13 protein-coding genes are annotated in these 17,649 nt (G+C 66.9%); 9 read left to right on the top strand and 4 right to left on the bottom strand.

Annotated elements, in window-relative coordinates; genetic code table 11:
• Positions 1-103: 103 nt before the first annotated feature.
• Positions 104-3,655 (top strand): chromosome segregation protein SMC, encoded by a 3,552-nt coding sequence (gene smc / locus CLI93_RS00785; RefSeq protein ID WP_095541951.1) that lies wholly within the window; start codon positions 104-106, stop codon positions 3,653-3,655.
• A gap of 149 nt (positions 3,656-3,804) precedes the next feature.
• Here the strand turns inward: smc and CLI93_RS00780 are convergent, their stop codons facing one another.
• Positions 3,805-4,827: a sn-glycerol-3-phosphate import ATP-binding protein UgpC gene (locus CLI93_RS00780; protein ID WP_095541950.1), complete on the bottom strand. Its 1,023-nt coding sequence runs from the start codon at positions 4,825-4,827 to the stop codon at positions 3,805-3,807.
• Positions 4,828-4,985: 158 nt separating this feature from the next.
• Here CLI93_RS00780 and CLI93_RS00775 point away from each other — a divergent pair, with 158 nt between their 5' ends.
• From CLI93_RS00775 to CLI93_RS00745, 7 genes are read left to right on the top strand one after another with little or no spacing between them, the layout of a single operon-like run.
• A complete protein-coding gene (locus CLI93_RS00775; protein ID WP_095541949.1) occupies positions 4,986-5,975 on the top strand; it encodes an NAD(P)-dependent oxidoreductase in 990 nt (329 codons plus the stop codon).
• Complete coding sequence (locus CLI93_RS00770) at positions 5,972-6,583, top strand: thermonuclease family protein (RefSeq protein WP_095541948.1); 612 nt, start codon at positions 5,972-5,974, stop codon at positions 6,581-6,583. The genes CLI93_RS00775 and CLI93_RS00770 overlap by 4 nt, the downstream gene beginning before the upstream one ends.
• 23 nt (positions 6,584-6,606) lie before the next feature.
• On the top strand, positions 6,607-7,314 hold the full coding sequence (locus CLI93_RS00765) for an SDR family oxidoreductase (protein ID WP_095541947.1): 708 nt from the start codon (positions 6,607-6,609) through the stop codon (positions 7,312-7,314).
• A 35-nt stretch (positions 7,315-7,349) separates the two neighbouring features.
• Positions 7,350-8,573 carry a type II secretion system inner membrane protein GspF gene (gene gspF, locus CLI93_RS00760; RefSeq protein ID WP_095541946.1) on the top strand — a complete coding sequence of 408 codons (1,224 nt, stop codon included), beginning with the start codon at positions 7,350-7,352 and terminating at the stop codon, positions 8,571-8,573.
• A 9-nt stretch (positions 8,574-8,582) separates the two neighbouring features.
• Positions 8,583-9,641, top strand: coding sequence for a purine nucleoside phosphorylase YfiH/LACC1 family protein (locus tag CLI93_RS00755; protein ID WP_095541945.1), 1,059 nt, complete (start codon positions 8,583-8,585; stop codon positions 9,639-9,641).
• 59 nt (positions 9,642-9,700) lie between these two features.
• Positions 9,701-10,873 (top strand): tRNA guanosine(34) transglycosylase Tgt, encoded by a 1,173-nt coding sequence (tgt, locus tag CLI93_RS00750; RefSeq protein WP_095541944.1) that lies wholly within the window; start codon positions 9,701-9,703, stop codon positions 10,871-10,873.
• Positions 10,874-10,881: 8 nt separating this feature from the next.
• Positions 10,882-11,478: a DUF998 domain-containing protein gene (locus CLI93_RS00745; RefSeq protein ID WP_095541943.1), complete on the top strand. Its 597-nt coding sequence runs from the start codon at positions 10,882-10,884 to the stop codon at positions 11,476-11,478.
• Between the two features lie 115 nt (positions 11,479-11,593).
• Here CLI93_RS00745 and CLI93_RS00740 read toward each other — a convergent pair whose 3' ends face one another.
• Complete coding sequence (locus CLI93_RS00740; RefSeq protein ID WP_095541942.1) at positions 11,594-12,694, bottom strand: AOC03_06830 family ribosome hibernation factor; 1,101 nt, start codon at positions 12,692-12,694, stop codon at positions 11,594-11,596.
• A gap of 591 nt (positions 12,695-13,285) precedes the next feature.
• Between CLI93_RS00740 and CLI93_RS00735 the strand changes: the two genes are divergently transcribed.
• Positions 13,286-15,043, top strand: a complete 1,758-nt coding sequence (locus CLI93_RS00735; RefSeq protein ID WP_095541941.1) for a vWA domain-containing protein — start codon at positions 13,286-13,288, stop codon at positions 15,041-15,043.
• Positions 15,044-15,104: 61 nt separating this feature from the next.
• Here CLI93_RS00735 and CLI93_RS00730 read toward each other — a convergent pair whose 3' ends face one another.
• Together CLI93_RS00730 and CLI93_RS00725 are read right to left on the bottom strand one after the other, a co-directional pair.
• Entirely contained in the window at positions 15,105-15,443 is a 339-nt protein-coding gene (locus CLI93_RS00730) for a cupin domain-containing protein (protein ID WP_172424238.1), read from the bottom strand.
• A 29-nt stretch (positions 15,444-15,472) separates the two neighbouring features.
• Positions 15,473-17,605: a TonB-dependent receptor gene (locus tag CLI93_RS00725; protein WP_095541939.1), complete on the bottom strand. Its 2,133-nt coding sequence runs from the start codon at positions 17,603-17,605 to the stop codon at positions 15,473-15,475.
• Positions 17,606-17,649 lie beyond the last annotated feature (44 nt).

Raw genomic sequence — 17,649 nt, 5'->3', positions numbered from 1 at the left:
CCTTTACCATTGGCGGCTTTTGCTTTTGTTTTGTAGTGGCAGCGCCCGGCGGCATCCAGGTCGCCACGCGCGCCGCCGCAACAGTCCAGCCCGTTTTCCCTCCGTGCGCCTCAATTCCATCAAGCTCGCCGGCTTCAAGTCCTTTGCCGAGCCGACCAACTTCCTGCTGCCAGGCCAGATGGTGGGCGTGGTCGGCCCCAATGGCTGCGGCAAGTCCAACATCATGGATGCGGTGCGCTGGGTGCTGGGCGAATCCAAGGCCAGCGAGCTGCGCGGCGAGTCCATGCAGGACGTGATCTTCAGCGGCACGCACACACGCAAGCCTGCCAGCCGCTCCAGCGTGGAGCTGGTGTTCGACAACGCCGACCACCGCGCAGGCGGGCAGTGGAACCAATTTGGCGAAATCGCCGTCAAGCGCGTGCTCACGCGCGAGGGCGCCAGCAGCTACTACATCAACAACCAGCAGGTGCGTCGCAAGGACGTGCAGGACGTGTTTCTGGGCACCGGCCTGGGCCCGCGCGCCTACGCCATCATCGGCCAGGGCACGATCAGCCGCATCATCGAATCCAAGCCCGAGGAGCTGCGTCTGTTCCTGGAGGAAGCGGCCGGCGTCTCCAAATACAAAGAGCGCCGCAAGGAGACCGAGGCGCGCCTGAAGGACACGCGCGAAAACCTCACCCGCATTGAAGACATCCTGCGCGAGCTGGGCAGCCAGCTGGGCAAGCTGCAGGCCCAGGCCGAGGTCGCCGCGCAGTACACCCAGCTGCAAGAGCGCGTCACCCAGGCGCAGCAGCAACTGTGGCTGCTGCGCCAGCAAAAGGCCGAGCAGGAACTGGCCCAGGCCCAGGCCGCCGGCCAGCAGGCCATGGATGAGCTGCAGCAGCACACCGGCGAGATCGAAATCGCCGCTGCGCAACTGGAGCAGGCGCGCGAGCAGCACTACGCCGCCGGCGAGCAGGTCAACAGCGCCCAGGGCGCGCTCTATGAAGCCTCGGCCGAGGTCGGAAAGCTCGAAGCCGAAATCCGCTTCGTGCTCGAAGGCAAGCAGCGCGCCGAACAGCGCATTGGCACGTTGCAGCAGCAGATGGCGCAGTGGCAGCACAGCTCCAACCAATCCAGCGAGCACCTGAGCGCGCTCGAAGGCGACGACGCCAGCGCGCTGGAACGCAGCGAAATCCTTGCCGCCCAGCTCGACGAGCACAGCGCCCAGCTGCCCGAGCTGGAGCAGGCCTGGCGCCAGGCGCGCGAGCAGGCCGAGCAGGCGCGCCAGCAGGCCCAGCACGTGCAGCAGCAGCTGCAGGTGTTGGCCGCCGAGCAGCGCGGCCTGGCCGAGCGCCAGCAGCAGCAGCAGGCCCGCATGGAGCGCATCGAGCAAGAGCGCCGCGGCCTGCAGCCCATCGACGAGCAGCAGCTGGCCCAGCAACAGCAGGCGCTGGAGCTGGCGCGCGAGGAGGCCGAGCTGGCCCAGGCCGCCTGGGCCGAGTTGGAGGACAGCCTGCCCGAGCTGGACAACCAGCGCCGCCAAGCGCAAAACGCGCTGCAGGCCAGCGCCGGCAAGCTCGCCAGCCTGGAGGCGCGGCTGCAGGCGCTGCGCGCCCTGCAAGACAAGGTGCAGGCCGAAGGCAAGCTCGCCCCCTGGCTGGCCGAGCACGGGCTGGAGCAGTTCGAGCCGCTGTGGCGCCAGCTGCACGTGGACAGCGGCTGGGAGCAGGCCGTCGAAGCCGCGCTGCGCGAGCGCATGGCCGCCCTGCCCGTCTCCGACCTGGAGCGCATCCGCGGCTTTGCCAGCGCCGAGCGCCGCCCACCCGTCAAGCTGGTGTTCTACGCCAGCGGCCCTGACCACACACCCGCCGCGCCCGCCGCCACACCGGCCGCCGCCCCCAACCCGGCCATGACCCTGCCACCGCTGAGCGAGAAAATCCGCTGCGACAACCCGCAGCTGCAGGCCGTGCTGGCCGACTGGCTACAGGGCTGCTACAGCGCCGCCCACCTGGACGACGCGCTGGCCGCCCGCAGCCTGCTGCGCTCGGGCGAGCAAATCCTGCTGGCCCAGGGCCACAGCGTCACCGGCCACAGCCTGGGCTTTTACGCCGAAGACAGCGAGCAGGCCGGCCTGCTGGCGCGCGCCCAGGAGATCGAGGCCCTGCAGGCCGACTGCCAGGCGCAAGAGGCCACCGTGCAGGCGCAGCGCAGCGCCCAGGCCCAGGCCGAGAGTGCCTACCAAGAGGCCGCCGCCGCACTGCAGCAGCGCCGCAGCGCCGCCGATCAGGCGCAAAAACAGGCCCACCAGCTGCAGGTCGAAGTCATGCGGCTGAGCCAGCAGGCCGAGCAGCTGCGCGCCGCGCACGCTCGGCTGGAGGACGATTGGCAGGAGCTGCAGCAAGGCCAGGAGGAATTGCAGGCGCGCAGCATCGAGACCGAAGCACGCTTTGAGGAGCTCGACGCCCAACTGGCCGAGGCCCAGGCCCTGCAATTCACGCAGGATGAGGCCGTGGACGCGGCCGAACGCCAACTGGGCCAGGCGCGCGAGCAGCTGCGTCAACTCGAGCGCCAGCTGCAAGAGTCGCAGTTCGGCCAGCAAAGCATCCAGCACCGCCGCCAAGAGCTGCAGCGCAGCCTGGCCACCGCCGATCAGCAGCTGCAGGCCCTGCAGCAGGAGCTCGAACAGGCGCAGATCGAACAGGCGCGCTTTGCCGAGACTGGCGCACTCGACGGCCTGGAGCAGGCTCAGGCCGTCAAGCTCGACTGCGAGCAGCGCCTGCAGCAAGCGCGCCAGCACTACGACGAAATGGGCCGTCAGCTGCGCGCCTCCGACGAGGCCCGCATGCACAAAGAGCGCGCGCTGGAGCCGCTGCGCCAGCGCATCACCGAGCTGCGCCTGAAAGAGCAGGCCGCGCAACTGGCCTGGCAGCAATTCGAAGAGCTGCTGACCGAGGCCGAGAGCGACAAACAGGCCGTGGCCCACAGCATCGCCCAGGGCAAGGTGCGTCTAGAAGGCCTGCAAGGCGAGATCGAGCGCATGCAGCGCCAGATGGAGGCCTTGGGCCCCGTCAACCTGGCTGCGCTGCAGGAGCTGGGCCAGGCCAATGAGCGCAAAACCTACCTGGACGCGCAGGCCAGCGACCTGCAAGAGGCCATGGCCACGCTGGAAGAAGCGATTCGCACCATCGACGCCGAAACCCGCGAGCTGCTGCAAAGCACCTTCGACACCGTCAACCAGCACTTTGGCGCCATGTTCCCCGAGCTGTTCGGCGGTGGCCAGGCCAAGCTCATCATGACGGGCGAGGAAATCCTCGACTCAGGCGTGCAGGTCATGGCCCAGCCGCCGGGCAAGCGCAACCAGACCATCCATCTGCTCTCAGGCGGCGAAAAGGCCTTGACGGCCATTGCCCTGGTGTTTGCCATCTTCCAGCTCAACCCTGCGCCCTTCTGCCTGCTCGACGAGGTGGACGCGCCGCTGGACGATGCCAACACCGAGCGCTATGCGCGCCTGGTCAAGCGCATGAGCGCGCACACCCAGTTCCTCTACATCAGCCACAACAAGATCGCCATGGAAATGGCCGAGCAGCTCATCGGCGTGACCATGCAAGAGCGCGGCGTCTCGCGCATCGTGGCCGTGGACATGCAGGAGGCGCTGAGCATGGCCGATGCCTGAAGCCTTGCCTGAGAGAGGGCCTGATCACGGGCCTGATCACGCTCTGCGCAAGACGGGAGAGATGGCCGAGCGCCTGCACACGGACAGGCGCTGATCGAGGGATCAGAAGGCGCAGGCCACCGCCCCGAGCAGGGCTTGGCGCAGCAGGCTCAGGCCGCGCGCTCGACGCGCAGACCGCTTTCGGCGTCGAAGAAATGCAGGCGCCCGGCGCGGGGCTGCACGTACAACGTCTGGCCCGGCTCGGGCACGAAATGGCCTTCCTCGATGCGCACGATCAGGCTTTCGTCCTGCAAGCGGGCGTAAATCAGGCGCTCGGCGCCCAGCAACTCCACCGATTCGACCACCACGGGCCAGCCCTGGCCAGGCTCGACCAGATCCAGATGTTCGGGGCGGATGCCGGTCATCAAGCCATCCGGGCTGCCGGGGGCGTGCTTGAGCAGGTTCATCGGCGGCGAGCCGATGAAGCTGGCCACGAAGGTCGTCGCTGGCGTGTGGTAGACCTCCTCGGGCGTGCCAAATTGCTCCATGTGCCCGCCGCTGAGCACGATCATGCGCTGCGCCAGCGTCATGGCCTCGACCTGATCGTGCGTGACGAACAGCGAGGTGATGCCCAGCTCGCGGTGCAGCTTCTGAATTTCCAGCCGGGTCTGCGCGCGCAGCTTGGCGTCCAGGTTGGACAGCGGCTCATCGAAGAGGAACACCTGCGGCTGGCGCACGATGGCGCGGCCCATGGCCACGCGCTGGCGCTGCCCGCCCGAGAGCTCGCGCGGCTTGCGCTCGAGCAAATGCCCCAGCTCCAGGATTTGCGCGGCCTTGTCCACGCGGCGCTTGATTTCATCGGCCGGGGTCTTGGCGATCTTCAGGCCGTAGGCCATGTTTTCGAACACGCTCATGTGCGGGTACAGCGCGTAGTTCTGGAACACCATGGCAATGTCGCGCCGCGCCGGCTCCAGGTCATTGACGACCTGCCCTCCAATGAGGATCTCGCCGCCGGAGATTTCCTCCAGCCCGGCCACCATGCGCAGCAGCGTGGACTTGCCGCAGCCCGAGGGGCCAACGATCACGATGAACTCGCCATCGGCAATCTCTGCGTTGATGCCGTGAATGACCTGATTGACCTTGGCACCACGGCCGTAGCGTTTGATGACGTTGCGCAGGGAAATGGATGCCATGGGAGAAGGGGCAAAAAAGAGAAAAAACGGAACACGCGCCAGGCGCAGCGCAAAAAAATACCCGCACAAGGGCTTGTGCGGGCTCTCTGGCCCGGGCGGGGCCGTACTATACCCAAACTCACCCCCTGCTTTGCCCTGCCCGCCCCACAGAACACCACATGCACACCGACAGCACCTCTCCGACCATTGCCTTTCTGGGTACCGGCCTGATGGGCCAGCCCATGGCGCAGCGCCTGCTGGATGCGGGTTATGCGCTGCACGTCTGGAACCGCACCGCCAGCAAGACCGAGGCCCTGTGCCAGGCTGGCGCGCACGGCCACGCCAGCGCCGCGCAGGCCGTGGCGGCGGCCGACATCACCATCGCCATGCTCGAGAGCGGCGCCATCAGCCGCGAGGTGCTGCAGGCGCACGGCGTGGCGCAGGCGCTGCGACCTGGCAGCCTGTTCATCGACATGGGCTCGATGCAACCGCGCGAGGCGCGCGAGCACGCCGCGCTGCTGCAGGCGCGCGGCGTGCTCGCGCTGGATGCGCCTGTCTCGGGCGGCACCGTGGGCGCCCAGGCCGGTACCCTGGCCATCATGGTCGGCGGGCCGGCCGAGGTCTTCGAACGCGCCCAGGTGCAGGCCCTGCTGGCCGTGCTGGGCCGCGCCACCCGCGTGGGCGAGGCTGGCAGCGGCCAGCTGGCCAAGCTGGTCAACCAGATGATCGTGGGCATCACCATCGGCGCCGTGGCCGAGGGCCTGCTGCTGGCCGAAAAAGGCGGCGCCGACCCGGCCAAAGTGCGCGAGGCCATGGCTGGCGGCTTTGCCCAAAGCCGCATCCTGGAGCTGCACGGCCAGCGCATGGTGGCGCACGATTTTGCGCCGCGCGGGCGCATGAGCGTGCAACTCAAAGACTTGCGCAATGTGCTGGTCAGCAGCGCCGAGCTGGGCTTTGAAGCCCCCATCACCGCGCTGCTGGCGCAGCTCTACCAACAGGCGCTCGATGGCGGGCTGGGCCCGCTGGACCACAGCGCGCTGTTTTTGCAGCTGGCGCAGCGCAACCACATGCACACTGGCCTGGCCCAGGCCCAGCTGGCCTCGGCGCAGGCCCAGTCGGACGATGGCCTGGCAACAGCCCCGGCACCGGCCGCAGCGCCTGCGCCATGACGCCCCCTGCCCGCCTGCCAGCCCCCCGCCACGCCTGGGGCCACGCCCTGCGCCATTGGCCTGCGCGGCTGCTCGCCCTTCCTCTGCGGCTGCGGTGCCTGCTTTGCCTGGCCTGGCTGCTGCTGCCCATCGGCCCGGCCCAGGCTGCCGGCGCGCTGGCCACGCCGGCGCAGTGCATCGTCACCCGCGTCTCCGATGGCGATTCGCTGCAGGCGCGCTGCCAGCACGGCGCGCGCGCGCAACGGCTCAAGCTGCGCCTGCGCGCCATCGACGCGCCCGAGCTGCGCCAGCCCTACGGCCAAGCCGCCAGGCAGGCGCTGCTCGCGCTGTGCCTGCACCAGCGCGTGCAACTGCCCGCGCGCGCGCAACGCGACCGCTATGGCCGCACCCTGGTCGATCTACACTGCGGCGGCGTGCCCGTGGCCGAGCGCCTGGTCGCGCAAGGCCTGGCCTGGGTGCACCGTGCCACGGCGCGCGACTACCCGCGCCTGCTGCGCCTGCAGCAACAGGCGCAGCGCAGCGGCAAGGGCCTGTGGACGCAGCGCGAGCCCACGCCCCCCTGGGCCTGGCGGCACGCGCACCCTCAACCGCCACGGCGGTCGCAATGATTTTTCTAAAAGGAGAGCTTGCAATGACAACGACACAAAAAGTGGCCCTGATCACCGCCGGCGGCAGCGGCATGGGCGCGGCCGCCGCGCGGCGTCTGGCCGCCGATGGCTTTGCCGTGGGCATCCTCTCCTCCTCCGGCAAGGGCGAGGCGCTGGCGCGCGAACTCGGCGGCGTGGGCGTGACCGGCTCCAACCAATCGCCCCAAGACCTGCAGCGCCTGGTGGCCCTGGCCGAGCAGCGCTGGGGCCGCGTGGACGTGCTGGTCAACAGCGCCGGCCACGGCCCGCGCGCGCCGGTGCTCGAGCTCCGCGACGAGGACTGGCACCGCGGCATGGACACCTATTTGCTCAACGTCGTGCGCCCGACGCGCCTGGTCGTGCCGTTGATGCAGCGCCAGGGTGGCGGCGCCATCATCAACATCTCCACCGCCTGGGCCTTCGAGCCCAGCGCGATGTTCCCCACCTCGGCCGTATTCCGCGCTGGGTTGGCCAGCTTCACCAAGCTGTTTGCAGACCAGTTCGCCGCCGACAACATCCGCATGAACAACATCCTGCCCGGCTGGATCGACAGCCTGCCAGCCACCGAGGAGCGCCGCCAGAGCGTGCCGCTGCAGCGCTACGGCAAGAGCGAGGAAATCGCTGCCACAGTAGCCTTTCTCGCCTCGGATGGCGCGGCCTACATCACCGGCCAAAACCTGCGCGTGGACGGCGGCCTGAGCCGCTCTGTCTAAGAACCCGTTCCAAGTCTTCGCACACCTGCCCCTTCATGCCCGCCTACTCCTTCGAAGCCATCGACGAACTGGGCCAGCCGCGCAAAGGTACGCTGGAGGCCGACTCCGCGCGCAGCGCGCGCTCGCAACTGCGCACGCAGGGCCTGGTGCCGCTGCGCGTCGATGCCGTGGCTGCCAGCGCCCCGGCGCAGGCCGCCGCAGGCGGCGGCTGGCTGCGGCGGCGCGTCTTCAACGCCGCCGCGCTGGCTATCTGGACGCGCCAACTCGCCGGCCTGGTCTCCTCCGGCCTGACGCTGGAGCGCGCCCTGGCCATGCTGGCCGAGGAAGCCGAAGACCTGCGCCAGCAGCACCTGGTGGCCAGCCTGCGCGCCGAGGTCAACGCCGGCAGCAGCTTCGCCCGCGCCCTGGCCGCCTGGCCGCAGGAATTCTCCGAGGTTTATGTGGCCGTGGTCGGCGCCGGCGAGCAAAGCGGCGAGCTGGCGCTGGTGCTCGAGCGCCTGGCCGACGAGCTGGAAAACCGCCAGGCCCTGCAAGCCCAGATCACCGGCGCGGCGCTGTATCCGGCCATCGTCACCGTGGTGGGCGTCGTCATAGTCATCTTCCTGCTCAGCTACGTCGTGCCACAAGTTGCCAGCGTCTTTGCCGGCGGCCGGCGCAGCCTGCCGCTGCTGACGGAAATCCTCATGGGCATCAGCGCCTTCTTGCGCGCCTACGGCCTGTGGCTGCTGGCTGCGCTGGCGCTGGCGACCTGGCTGTTCGGACGTTGGCTGCGCATCCCCTCACAGCGCGAGAAATTCGACGCCGCCTGGCTGAAGCTGCCCATACTGGGCCGACTGGCCGCGCAATTCAATGCAGCGCGCTTTGCCTCCACACTGGCCATGCTCAGCGGCGCCGGCGTGCCCATCCTCAAGGCCCTGCAAGCGGCCGCGCAAACCGTGGGCAACCGCAGCATGCGCCGCGACGCGCTGGAGGCCCTGGCCCTGGTGCGCGAAGGCGCGCCGCTGGCGGCCGCGCTGGCACAGAAAAAACGCTATCCGGCGCTGCTGTCCATGTTCGCGCGCCTGGGCGAGCAAACCGGCCAGCTGCCGCTGATGCTCGAACGCGCCGCCCGCCAGCTACAAAGCCAGGTGCAGCGCCGCGCCGTGCGCCTGGCCACCATGCTCGAGCCGCTGCTCATCGTGGCCATGGGCCTGGCCGTGATGGTCATCGTGCTGGCCGTTTTGTTGCCCATCATCCAGATGAACACCTGGGTGCGCTAAAGCGCCGCCATGCCCTGTCCCTCCTCCCCATTCATCCCTATCGCGCCGCCCGGCCTGCACACGCTGCAGCTGGACGATGGCGGCACGCTGGCGCTGCTGCGCCCCGATTGGCCGGCCCCGCCCTGGGTTCGGGCACTGTTCACCACCCGCCAGGGCGGTTGCAGCCCCGCGCCCTGGGATGGCTGGAACCTGGGCGACCACGTGGGCGATGCGCCTGCGCGGGTGGCCGCCAACCGCGCGCTGCTGCAGCGCGCCATGACGGCGCTGGACGCGCGCGCGCCGCAGCCGGTGTTCGTACAACAGGTGCATGGCTGCGATGTCTTGCCGCTCGATGCCCTGTTGCGCGATGGCCTGCCGCCTGCCGGGGCTGGCTGCAACGGGCCGGACTGTGATGCGGCAGTTGGCCAGCGGCCCGCGCCGTTGGTGGCCGATGCCGCGCTGGCCAGCCAACCTGGCCTGGCCTGCACCATGTTGGTGGCCGATTGCCTGCCCGTACTGCTGGCCCATCGGCAGGCCCGCGTCGTGGCGGCCATCCACGCCGGCTGGCGCGGCCTGGCTGGCCACAATGGCCAGGGCGTGCTGGAGCACAGCCTGGCGCAGTTTGCCCAGGCTGTGCAGCGGCGCTGCGGCCTGCCTGCGGCGCAGGCTGCGCGCGACACGCTGGCCTGGCTGGGCCCGTGCATCGGCCCCGCGGCCTTCGAGGTCGGCAACGAGGTGCGCCAGGCATTTCTGGCCGGCCTGCCCGCCAGCGCCCATGCGGCTGCAGCCCGCTACTTTGCCGCCCCTTCGCCCGCCCTGCCGTCCGCCCCTTCTGCGGCGCAGGCCAGCCCCGCCCCCGGCACTGCCGATCCGATGCGCTGGTACGCCAACTTGCAGGCGCTGGCGAGGCAGCGCCTGCAGGCGCTGGGCGTGGAGGCGATCTACGGCAACGATGGCAGCGCGCCCTGGTGCACGCTGAGCAATGCGCAGTGGTTCTTCTCCCATCGACGAGATGCGCGCCGCCTGGGCAGCAGCGGCCGCATGGCCGCCTGCATTTGGATCGACGAGGCCCAGCCCCTGACGCAGTGATGGCCCGGGCGCTTGGCCGATAATCGCCCTCTTTTTTTCCGTCGCCCCCCTGCCCTGCCATGCTGCAATTTCAGCTTCTCGCCACCGATGCCTCCAGCCACGCGCGCCGTGGCGCGCTCACGCTCAACCACGGCGTGGTGCAAACGCCCATCTTCATGCCCGTGGGCACCTATGGCACCGTCAAGGGCGTGATGCCCCGCAGCCTGCATGAAATGGGCGCGCAAATCATCCTGGGCAACACCTTTCACCTGTGGATGCGCCCCGGGCTGGATGTGATGCGCTCCTTTGGCGGGTTGCACGCTTTTGAGCAATGGCACAAGCCCATCCTGACCGACAGCGGCGGCTTTCAGGTCTGGAGCCTGGGCGAGATGCGCAAGATCACCGAGGAAGGCGTGCACTTTGCCAGCCCCGTCAATGGCGACAAGCTGTTCATGTCGCCCGAGATCAGCATGCAAATCCAGACAGCGCTGAACTCGGACATCGTCATGCAGCTCGACGAATGCACGCCCTACGAAACCAAGGGCCACATCACCACCGAGGCCGAGGCGCGCAAATCCATGGAGATGAGCCTGCGCTGGGCGCGCCGCAGCCAGGAAGAATTCGCCCGCCTGAACAACCCCAATGCGCTGTTTGGCATCGTGCAAGGCGGCATGTTCGAGCACCTGCGCCAGGAATCGCTGGAGCAACTGGTGGCGATGGACTTTCCCGGCTACGCCGTCGGCGGCGTCAGCGTGGGCGAGCCCAAGGAAGAGATGCGCCGCATCATGGCCCACACGCCGCACCGCCTGCCCGCACACAAGCCGCGCTATCTGATGGGCGTGGGCACGCCCGAGGATTTGGTCGAGGGCGTGGCCTGCGGCGTGGACATGTTCGACTGCGTCATGCCCACGCGCAACGCGCGCAACGGCACCATCTTCACCCGCTATGGCGATTTGAAGATCCGCAACGCGCGCCACAAGGCCGACCACCAACCGCTGGACCCTTCCTGCACCTGCCACGCCTGCGCAGGCAGCAGCGGCGTGAGCTGGGAAAACGGCGGGCGCGAAGGCTTCTCGCGTGCCTACCTGCACCACCTGGACCGCTGCGGCGAAATGCTCGGCCCCATGCTCACCACCATCCACAACCTGCACTACTACTTGAACCTGATGCGCGAAGTGCGCGAGGCGCTGGAACAGGGCCGCTTTGCCGCCTTCCGCCAGCAATTTGCTGCCGATCGCGCGCGGGGGGTGTAAGCATCGCCATGCTGCTCTCGGGTCTGTGCTGCGCGCTTTACCTCACGGCGCTGCTGCTGTTTGCCGCCCTGCACCGACTGGATCGGTCTGTGCATTGGCTACATGACCCGGTCAGCCAGTACATCAGAGGCCCATACGCCACGCTGTTTCGCTGGTACGGCCACATTGGCACGGCCGCGGCGCTGCTGCTGACCATCGAGCTGTTTCACGCCAGCGCGCCCATTTTTGCGCCCAAGGTTGTGATCAGCATGGCTTTGCTGGTCGTGCTGCGCGTCGGCGTGGTGCTGATTCCCACCGATCCCAAACACGCGCCTGCCACGGCCAAGGGGCGATTGCATCTGGCCCTGGCCATCGCCACATTCGCGGCGGCCTACACGGCCATTGCCAGCGCCACGCCAGCGTTTGCGCTGGATGCTGCAACGCCTCTCGTCCTGAGCCTGATTGCCATGCGCTACCTGGCGCTGGCCTCGCTCAGCGCCGTGGTTCTCACTATGCTGCCCGGCCTGAAAGCGTTTTTCGGCCTGGCCGAGCGGGCCTTTCTTGCCAGCACACAGCTCTGGTTTCTTGGGTGCAGCCTGTGGTTTACCGTAACACGCATGGGCTGAGTGGCACAGCACGCAAAAAAACTGGCTGGCAATCAAAATGCCGTCTGAATGAAAAACCCCGCAACAAGCTGCGGGGTTTTTCATTCAGACGGCTTCAAATCAGAAATCAGCCTAATCAGTACCGAGTGATCACGGCCATGCCGAAATCCGGGTTGACGCTGGCCATGCTCTGGTTGTTCACGAAGCGGACGCGGCCATTGTTGGCAAGGACTTTCTCGATGATTTCATCGACGATGTCCTCATAAGCGTTGTTGTCCTTGGAGGGGGCAGCCAATTGCGCCGACTCCAACAGCTTGAGCTGGCGGCCATCCTCGCTGACTTCTGCGGGGATGCTCAAATCCTCCTCGACCACCAGCACCTCGACACGGCCATCGATCGCTGCCTGCCAGACTTCATTCAGGCCGCCGACGAACAGATGGTTGCTCTTGGCGCTTTCCAGCTCGGTGAAGATTTTCTGGCGCTCTTCATCCAGGGCTTCCTTGATTTGCGGCCAGATTTTCTTGGCCAGCTGATGCGCATCCTCATCGTGGTGGCCGCTGTGGATGTAGAGCATGACGTCATCGCTGTTGCGCGCGCCGTCACGGAAATGGCCGATATTGCGATCCACACCCACGACCACAACCGGAGCGGGCGTGTCTTTCTGGGCTGCTGCAATGGCTTCCCCGACCTCGCGCATGCTGTCGGTCACGATTTGATCGCGCACATGGCTGATGTCCTGGCTGGGGTTGGCGTTTGCCACGCTGCCCTTCAAGCTGAACGGGAAGCCATAATCATTGATCTCGTTGAGATAATCCTTGCGGCCAATAAAGAGGCGTGTGCCGTTCTCGCTCAAAACCACCAGCAGATAAAGCGGGCTGCGATTCATGGCATACACCAGATCGCGGGTCAGGAAGTTATCCTCAATGCTCACCCGCTCAGGCAGGCGGAAAGGCAGCTTGAATGACTGGCTGTATTCAGCACTAGCAAAAATCACCAGTCCATCCAGATTGTGCTCATGATCGACCTCGTCTGCCATGCGCCGAATAGCGTCTGCAATGTCCATGGTTTCGCGCTTGCCAAATTTAGACTCCAATTGTTCGATGGCTTCGCTCACCAAGTTTTTCAAACGAATGGGATCCTTGTCGTTATCGGGCGAGGTGCGATAAGTAGGCAGCGTGATAGTCACGCTGGGGTCGGATCTCTTGGACTGGATCTCTTTGATAGTATTCAGGTTCACAAAATTCCTTTCGGGATCAATAATGAAAGCAAATGCTCAAATGGATTACAAAGAACATCCACCTAAAAAAACGGTGAGAGATAAAAAATGAAATCCACTTATGCCTTGCAGCATAGCAGAAAAAATAAAATTCGTCAAGAAAGCCCTCTAAAACCCAACCAATGCATTCATTGTTATATGAGAAATCAATGCCCCATACCCCAATATCTGCAAATCAAATTTTCGGCAGGGAGAGGGGGGATTTCCTCAAAATCCTTTTTCGACCCACACGAATCGCAGCCCATTGAGTTTTGCTTATTTTTTACACAGCCTTTGTAGAACCCGCCATGCCAGGCCATTGCTTCCTCACACGCTCCGCTCTGCGTGGCCTTGCGGCAAAAGCCTGTGGCTTTGGCATCGCAGGCATGTGGCCGAGACGGCGTGCGGTGAGGCTTTGCAGCGCCGCAGCACACAATCGCAACACGCTCTAACCCTTTTGGGTTCCGCCCAACGTACAAAGGGATGTAGCCTGACTGCGTGCGCCACTCTTGTGCAGCCCTGTTTGGCTGCAGGATTTGTTATTCCCCCCTTCTTGATGGAAAGGAGCCTCCCATGTCCCGTTTTCGCACCCATGTCCATTGCCACGCAAAGCCACGGCCCCAGGCCCGTGGTGGCTTGCAGCTCTTGCGCCCGCGCCATGGGCTGCCAGGGCTGGGGCTGTTGGCGCTGGCCAGCCTGCTGGCGGCCTGTTCCGGCAGCCCCGGTGGACATTCGGCATCCAGCCCCCAGCGCGAGTCGGCGCCGCAGCCGCCCGCCCCATTGGCCGCCCCGGCTCCTGAGTACGCATCGGCCATAGATGCCGCCACGACCACCAGGTCCATGGCCCAGCAATCGGTCACGCTCTACGCCACTGGCATGCAGCCCATGCCCGATGTCGTGCGGCCCAGGCAGGAGCGAGAACGCTATGACGAGGTCAAGGACAATCCGGTCAAACGGACGGCGCAGGAAAGCGTCTCCACCCTCAGCCTGGATGTGGACACCGGCGCTTACGCCAACATGCGCCGCTTCATCCAAGCTGGCCGCCTGCCGCCCAAGGACGCTGTGCGCGTGGAAGAGCTGATCAACTACTTCCCGTTCGATTACCCGCAGGCCAGCGGCGCGCACCCGTTCTCCGTCACCACCGAGCTGGCGGCCGCGCCCTGGAACCCTCAGCACCAATTGCTCAAGATCGGCGTGAAGGCTGTGGAGGCACAGGCCAGCGCCATGCCGCCGGCCAACCTGGTGTTTCTGGTCGATGTCTCGGGCTCGATGAACTCTGCCGACAAGCTGCCGCTGGTGCAGGCCAGCCTGCGCCTGCTGGTCGAGCGGCTGCGCCCGCAAGACAAGGTCTCGCTGGTGGTCTATGCCGGGCGCACGGCGGTGGAGCTCGAGCCCACCAGCGGCAAAGACAAGCAAAAGATTCTTGCCGCCATCGAACGGCTGCAGGCCGGCGGCTCCACCGCGGGCGAGGCCGCGCTGCGCCTGGCCTACCAGCAGGCGCGCGCCGGCTTCATCCAGGGCGGCATCAACCGCATCCTGCTGGCCACCGATGGCGACTTCAACGTCGGCATCAGCGATGTGCGCCAGATCCGCGACATGGTCGAGCGCGAGCGCAAATCCGGCGTCTCGCTGACCACGCTGGGCTTTGGCACGGGCAACTACAACGAGGCCCTGATGCAGCAAATCGCCCAGGTGGGCAATGGCAATTACAGCTACATCGACAGCCTGCAGGAGGCGCGCAAGGTGCTCGATGAGGAGCTCTCGGCCACCTTCAACACCGTGGCCGCCGACGTCAAGCTGCAGTTGGAGTTCAACCCCGCCACCGTGGCCGAATGGCGCCTAATCGGCTATGAAAACCGCGTGCTGGCAGAAGCAGACTTCCGCAACGACGCGGTCGATGCGGTCGAGATCGGCGCGGGCAAGAGCGTCACCGCGCTCTACGAGATCACGCCCGTGGGCCAGCCCACGCTGCACGTGCCGCGCCGCTACGGCCAGCAAAATGCAGCCCAGCCGCCGGCAGGCGATGCGGCCAAGCGCAACGAGCTGGGGGAGCTGCGCATCCGCTACAAGAAGCCGGGCCAGGCCAGCGCCACTGAGCTGAGCCAGCCCATTGCTGCGGCTGCCAGCGGCCAGCCCAGCGCCGAATGGCAGTTTGCCGCCGCCGTGGCTGGCTATGGCCAGCTGCTGCGCGGCAGCCCCTTCCTGGGCCAGTGGGGCTATGGCGACGCCAAGCGCCTGGCCCAGCAAGGCCTGGGCAAGGATCCGCAAGGCTACCGCCGCAGCTTCATCGAGCTGATCGACCTGGCCGCCAGCCTCTCGCCCAAGCCTTGAGGCTGTACTCGCAGCGGCCTCAGGCCGGCGCATACGCGAGCCTTGGCAAAACAGGGCTCGCTCAATCGCCCTGGCCGGCCTGCTCGATCAGCACGATGGCGCACTCCTGCTCAGCGTGGGGCTGATGCTCCACGCCCTTGGGCATCACAAAGAGCTCGCCGGCGCGGATGCGCACTGGCGCTGCATCCTTGAAGCGAATGCCCATTTCGCCGCTGAGCACCAGCACGGCCTTGTCGCTGTGCGCATGGCTGTGCCATTCAAAGTCGCCCACAAAACGCACGAAGCGCAGGCCGAAATCGCCACGGTTCAGGATGAGCGGCTTCCAGTGCTCGTGCAGCTGCGCCAAGGTTTCTTGCAAAGAAATGGGGGCGTCAAAGGGTGCGTCAATGGGGGCGTGCATGGCTGCCATTCCTTGGGATGTCTTGCCGCTCAAAAATCCACTGTGGCCGAGAGCTGGAAGCTGCGCGGCGCGCCCAGGGCCAGACTGGTGTAGTGGGGCTTGGCCCAATAGGTCTTGTTGGCGGCGTTGGCCACGCTGGCGCGCAACGTCAGCGGGTAGCTGGCCAGGCGCGTGGCGTAGCGTGCGCCCAGGTCGAAGACGGTGCGGCCGGGAATGGACAGTGCATTGTCGGCGCTGAGGTATTGGCGCGATGCGTAGTTTGCGTGGGCGCTGAGCGTCAGCCCCGGCAGCGCCGGCACATCCCACTCCGCGCCCAGCTTGGCCTGCCATTTGGAGAGGCCCGTGGCCTGCCTGCCCTGGTGCGCGGCTGCGGCGGCCTTGAGCACCTCGGCCTGTGCGTGGGCAATGCCACCCATCAGGCGCCAGCCCTGGGCCGGCGCGCCGAAAAAGCCCCATTCCACGCCGCGGTTGCGCTGCAGCCCCCCGAACGAGAAAACATTGCTGACGGGATCGACGTAGCCGCTGGGGCGCTCGATCTGGTAAAGGCTCAGCGTGTGGGCCCATTCGCCCTGGTCGAACTTGAAGCCCAGCTCTTTTTGCGTGCTCTTGTAAGGCGCAAAGACCTCACCGGCGTTGGCGGCCGTGGCCGGCGCGGTGGCGCCCTGGCTCAGCCCCTGCGCGTAGTTGGCGTACACGGACAGGCGCTGCGTGGCTTTGAGCAGCACGGCCGCCACGGGCGTGGTCGCGGCCTGGTCGTAGCGCGGGCCCAGGGCCGCGCCCGTGGCGGCGTTGAAGCGCTCTGCGACGACTTGTTGACGGCGCAGCCCCAGGGTCAGCTGCACCCGATCGCCCATGAAGGACAGGGTATCGGCCAGGCCCAGGCTGCGCAGCTGCGTTTGCGTGCGGCTCAAGGCCTGCAGTGGGCGCGGCAGGGCCGGGCCCCAGGCGGGGTGATGGATGTTGCTCGTCCAGCTCTCGCGCAAGCGAAAGCCATCGAGCGCGATGCGCTCGTCAAAATGGTTGAGGTGCAGCGCGAACTGGTGCCCCACGCTGCCAGTGCGCAGCTGGCCCTTCAGGCCCGCCTCAGCCGTCTTGCGGGTGATGGTTTCGTCCACGCCGCCAAAAGTCAGGCGCATGCTGCCTGCCGCATCGAGCACCGTGGGCAGGCCCATCATCGTCTCCAGCCCGCTGGTGCTGCGCCCGGCTGCGGCCCAGGCGGTCAGTCGCTCGCTCACATCGAATTCACCGCGCAGCGTGGCGCCGCGCGCGCTGGCCTCGTAAAAGGCCCAGGGCGGGTTCCACGATACCGTGGCCCGCGGCGGCTGGGGCACGGCCAGGCCCGGCGCCAGCGTCAGGCCGCGCGTCATGCCGTTGAGGCGGTCGCTCGTGCGGTAGAAATCGGCAAACACGCGCGCACGCGGGCCGCGCCAGTCCAGCGCCAGCGCGCCCAGGTGGGCTTGCTTCTTTTGCGTATCGACGGCGGTCTCGCCGCTGCGGGCCATGGCGTTGAGGCGCACGCCCCACTGCTGACTGGCGCCAAAGCGCCGCCCCAGATCCAGGTGGGCGCGTCCATGCGCATCCGACTCCAGGCCGGCCGTCAGCCGCGTCAGCGGCGCGCTGCCCGCGCGCTTGGACACCAGGTTGACGGCGCCGCCCACCGAACCTTTGGGCGGCATGCCGCCCAGCATGGCCGCAGGCCCCTTGAGCACCTCGATGCGCTCGAAGCGCTCGGCCAGATTGCGGTAGCTCGAGCCCATGCCAGCGAGGCCATCGACACTGACATCGCCCGCATCCATGGCAAAACCCCGGATGAAGTAGCTCTCCAGATGCTCACCGGCAATGCCGCTGAGGGAAACGGCCGGATCATTCCTGGCAATCACGCCCTGCACGTCGGCAAGGGCTTGCTCGGCAATGAACTGCTCGGTGTAGCCGATGGTGGCAAACGGCGTTTCCATGAAATCCCTCTCGCCCAGCAAGCCCATGCGGCCGCCGCTGCTCACCTGGCCGCCGGCGTAGGGCGCGCTGGCCAGCCCGGCCTGACCAGTCACCGTCACGGCAGGCAGCGTCTTGTCCTGTGGCTGTGACGCTGCTGCAGCCTCAGCCTGTGGGGCCTGGGGCAGCGCCTGGGCCGCCTGGGCAATAGCCGGCGCCCAGACTCCCATACCGCTGCAAACGCCCAACCCCACAGCCAGCCATTGGCGCACAG

Source organism: Vandammella animalimorsus, from assembly GCF_002288875.1.
GTDB lineage: Bacteria > Pseudomonadota > Gammaproteobacteria > Burkholderiales > Burkholderiaceae_C > Lampropedia > Lampropedia animalimorsus.
This window is presented reverse-complemented; position numbering and strand designations above follow the sequence as displayed.

What these genes read in the sequence shown, in the direction of transcription:
- CLI93_RS00780 (WP_095541950.1), bottom strand. Translation starts at nt 4,827, where the DNA reads ATGGCATCCATTTCCCTGCGCAACGTCATCAAACGCTACGGCCGTGGT.
- CLI93_RS00775 (WP_095541949.1), top strand. Translation starts at nt 4,986, where the DNA reads ATGCACACCGACAGCACCTCTCCGACCATTGCCTTTCTGGGTACCGGC.
- CLI93_RS00770 (WP_095541948.1), top strand. Translation starts at nt 5,972, where the DNA reads ATGACGCCCCCTGCCCGCCTGCCAGCCCCCCGCCACGCCTGGGGCCAC.
- CLI93_RS00765 (WP_095541947.1), top strand. Translation starts at nt 6,607, where the DNA reads ATGACAACGACACAAAAAGTGGCCCTGATCACCGCCGGCGGCAGCGGC.
- gspF (WP_095541946.1), top strand. Translation starts at nt 7,350, where the DNA reads ATGCCCGCCTACTCCTTCGAAGCCATCGACGAACTGGGCCAGCCGCGC.
- CLI93_RS00755 (WP_095541945.1), top strand. Translation starts at nt 8,583, where the DNA reads ATGCCCTGTCCCTCCTCCCCATTCATCCCTATCGCGCCGCCCGGCCTG.
- tgt (WP_095541944.1), top strand. Translation starts at nt 9,701, where the DNA reads ATGCTGCAATTTCAGCTTCTCGCCACCGATGCCTCCAGCCACGCGCGC.
- CLI93_RS00745 (WP_095541943.1), top strand. Translation starts at nt 10,882, where the DNA reads ATGCTGCTCTCGGGTCTGTGCTGCGCGCTTTACCTCACGGCGCTGCTG.
- CLI93_RS00735 (WP_095541941.1), top strand. Translation starts at nt 13,286, where the DNA reads ATGTCCCGTTTTCGCACCCATGTCCATTGCCACGCAAAGCCACGGCCC.
- CLI93_RS00730 (WP_172424238.1), bottom strand. Translation starts at nt 15,443, where the DNA reads ATGCACGCCCCCATTGACGCACCCTTTGACGCCCCCATTTCTTTGCAA.
- CLI93_RS00725 (WP_095541939.1), bottom strand. Translation starts at nt 17,605, where the DNA reads ATGGGAGTCTGGGCGCCGGCTATTGCCCAGGCGGCCCAGGCGCTGCCC.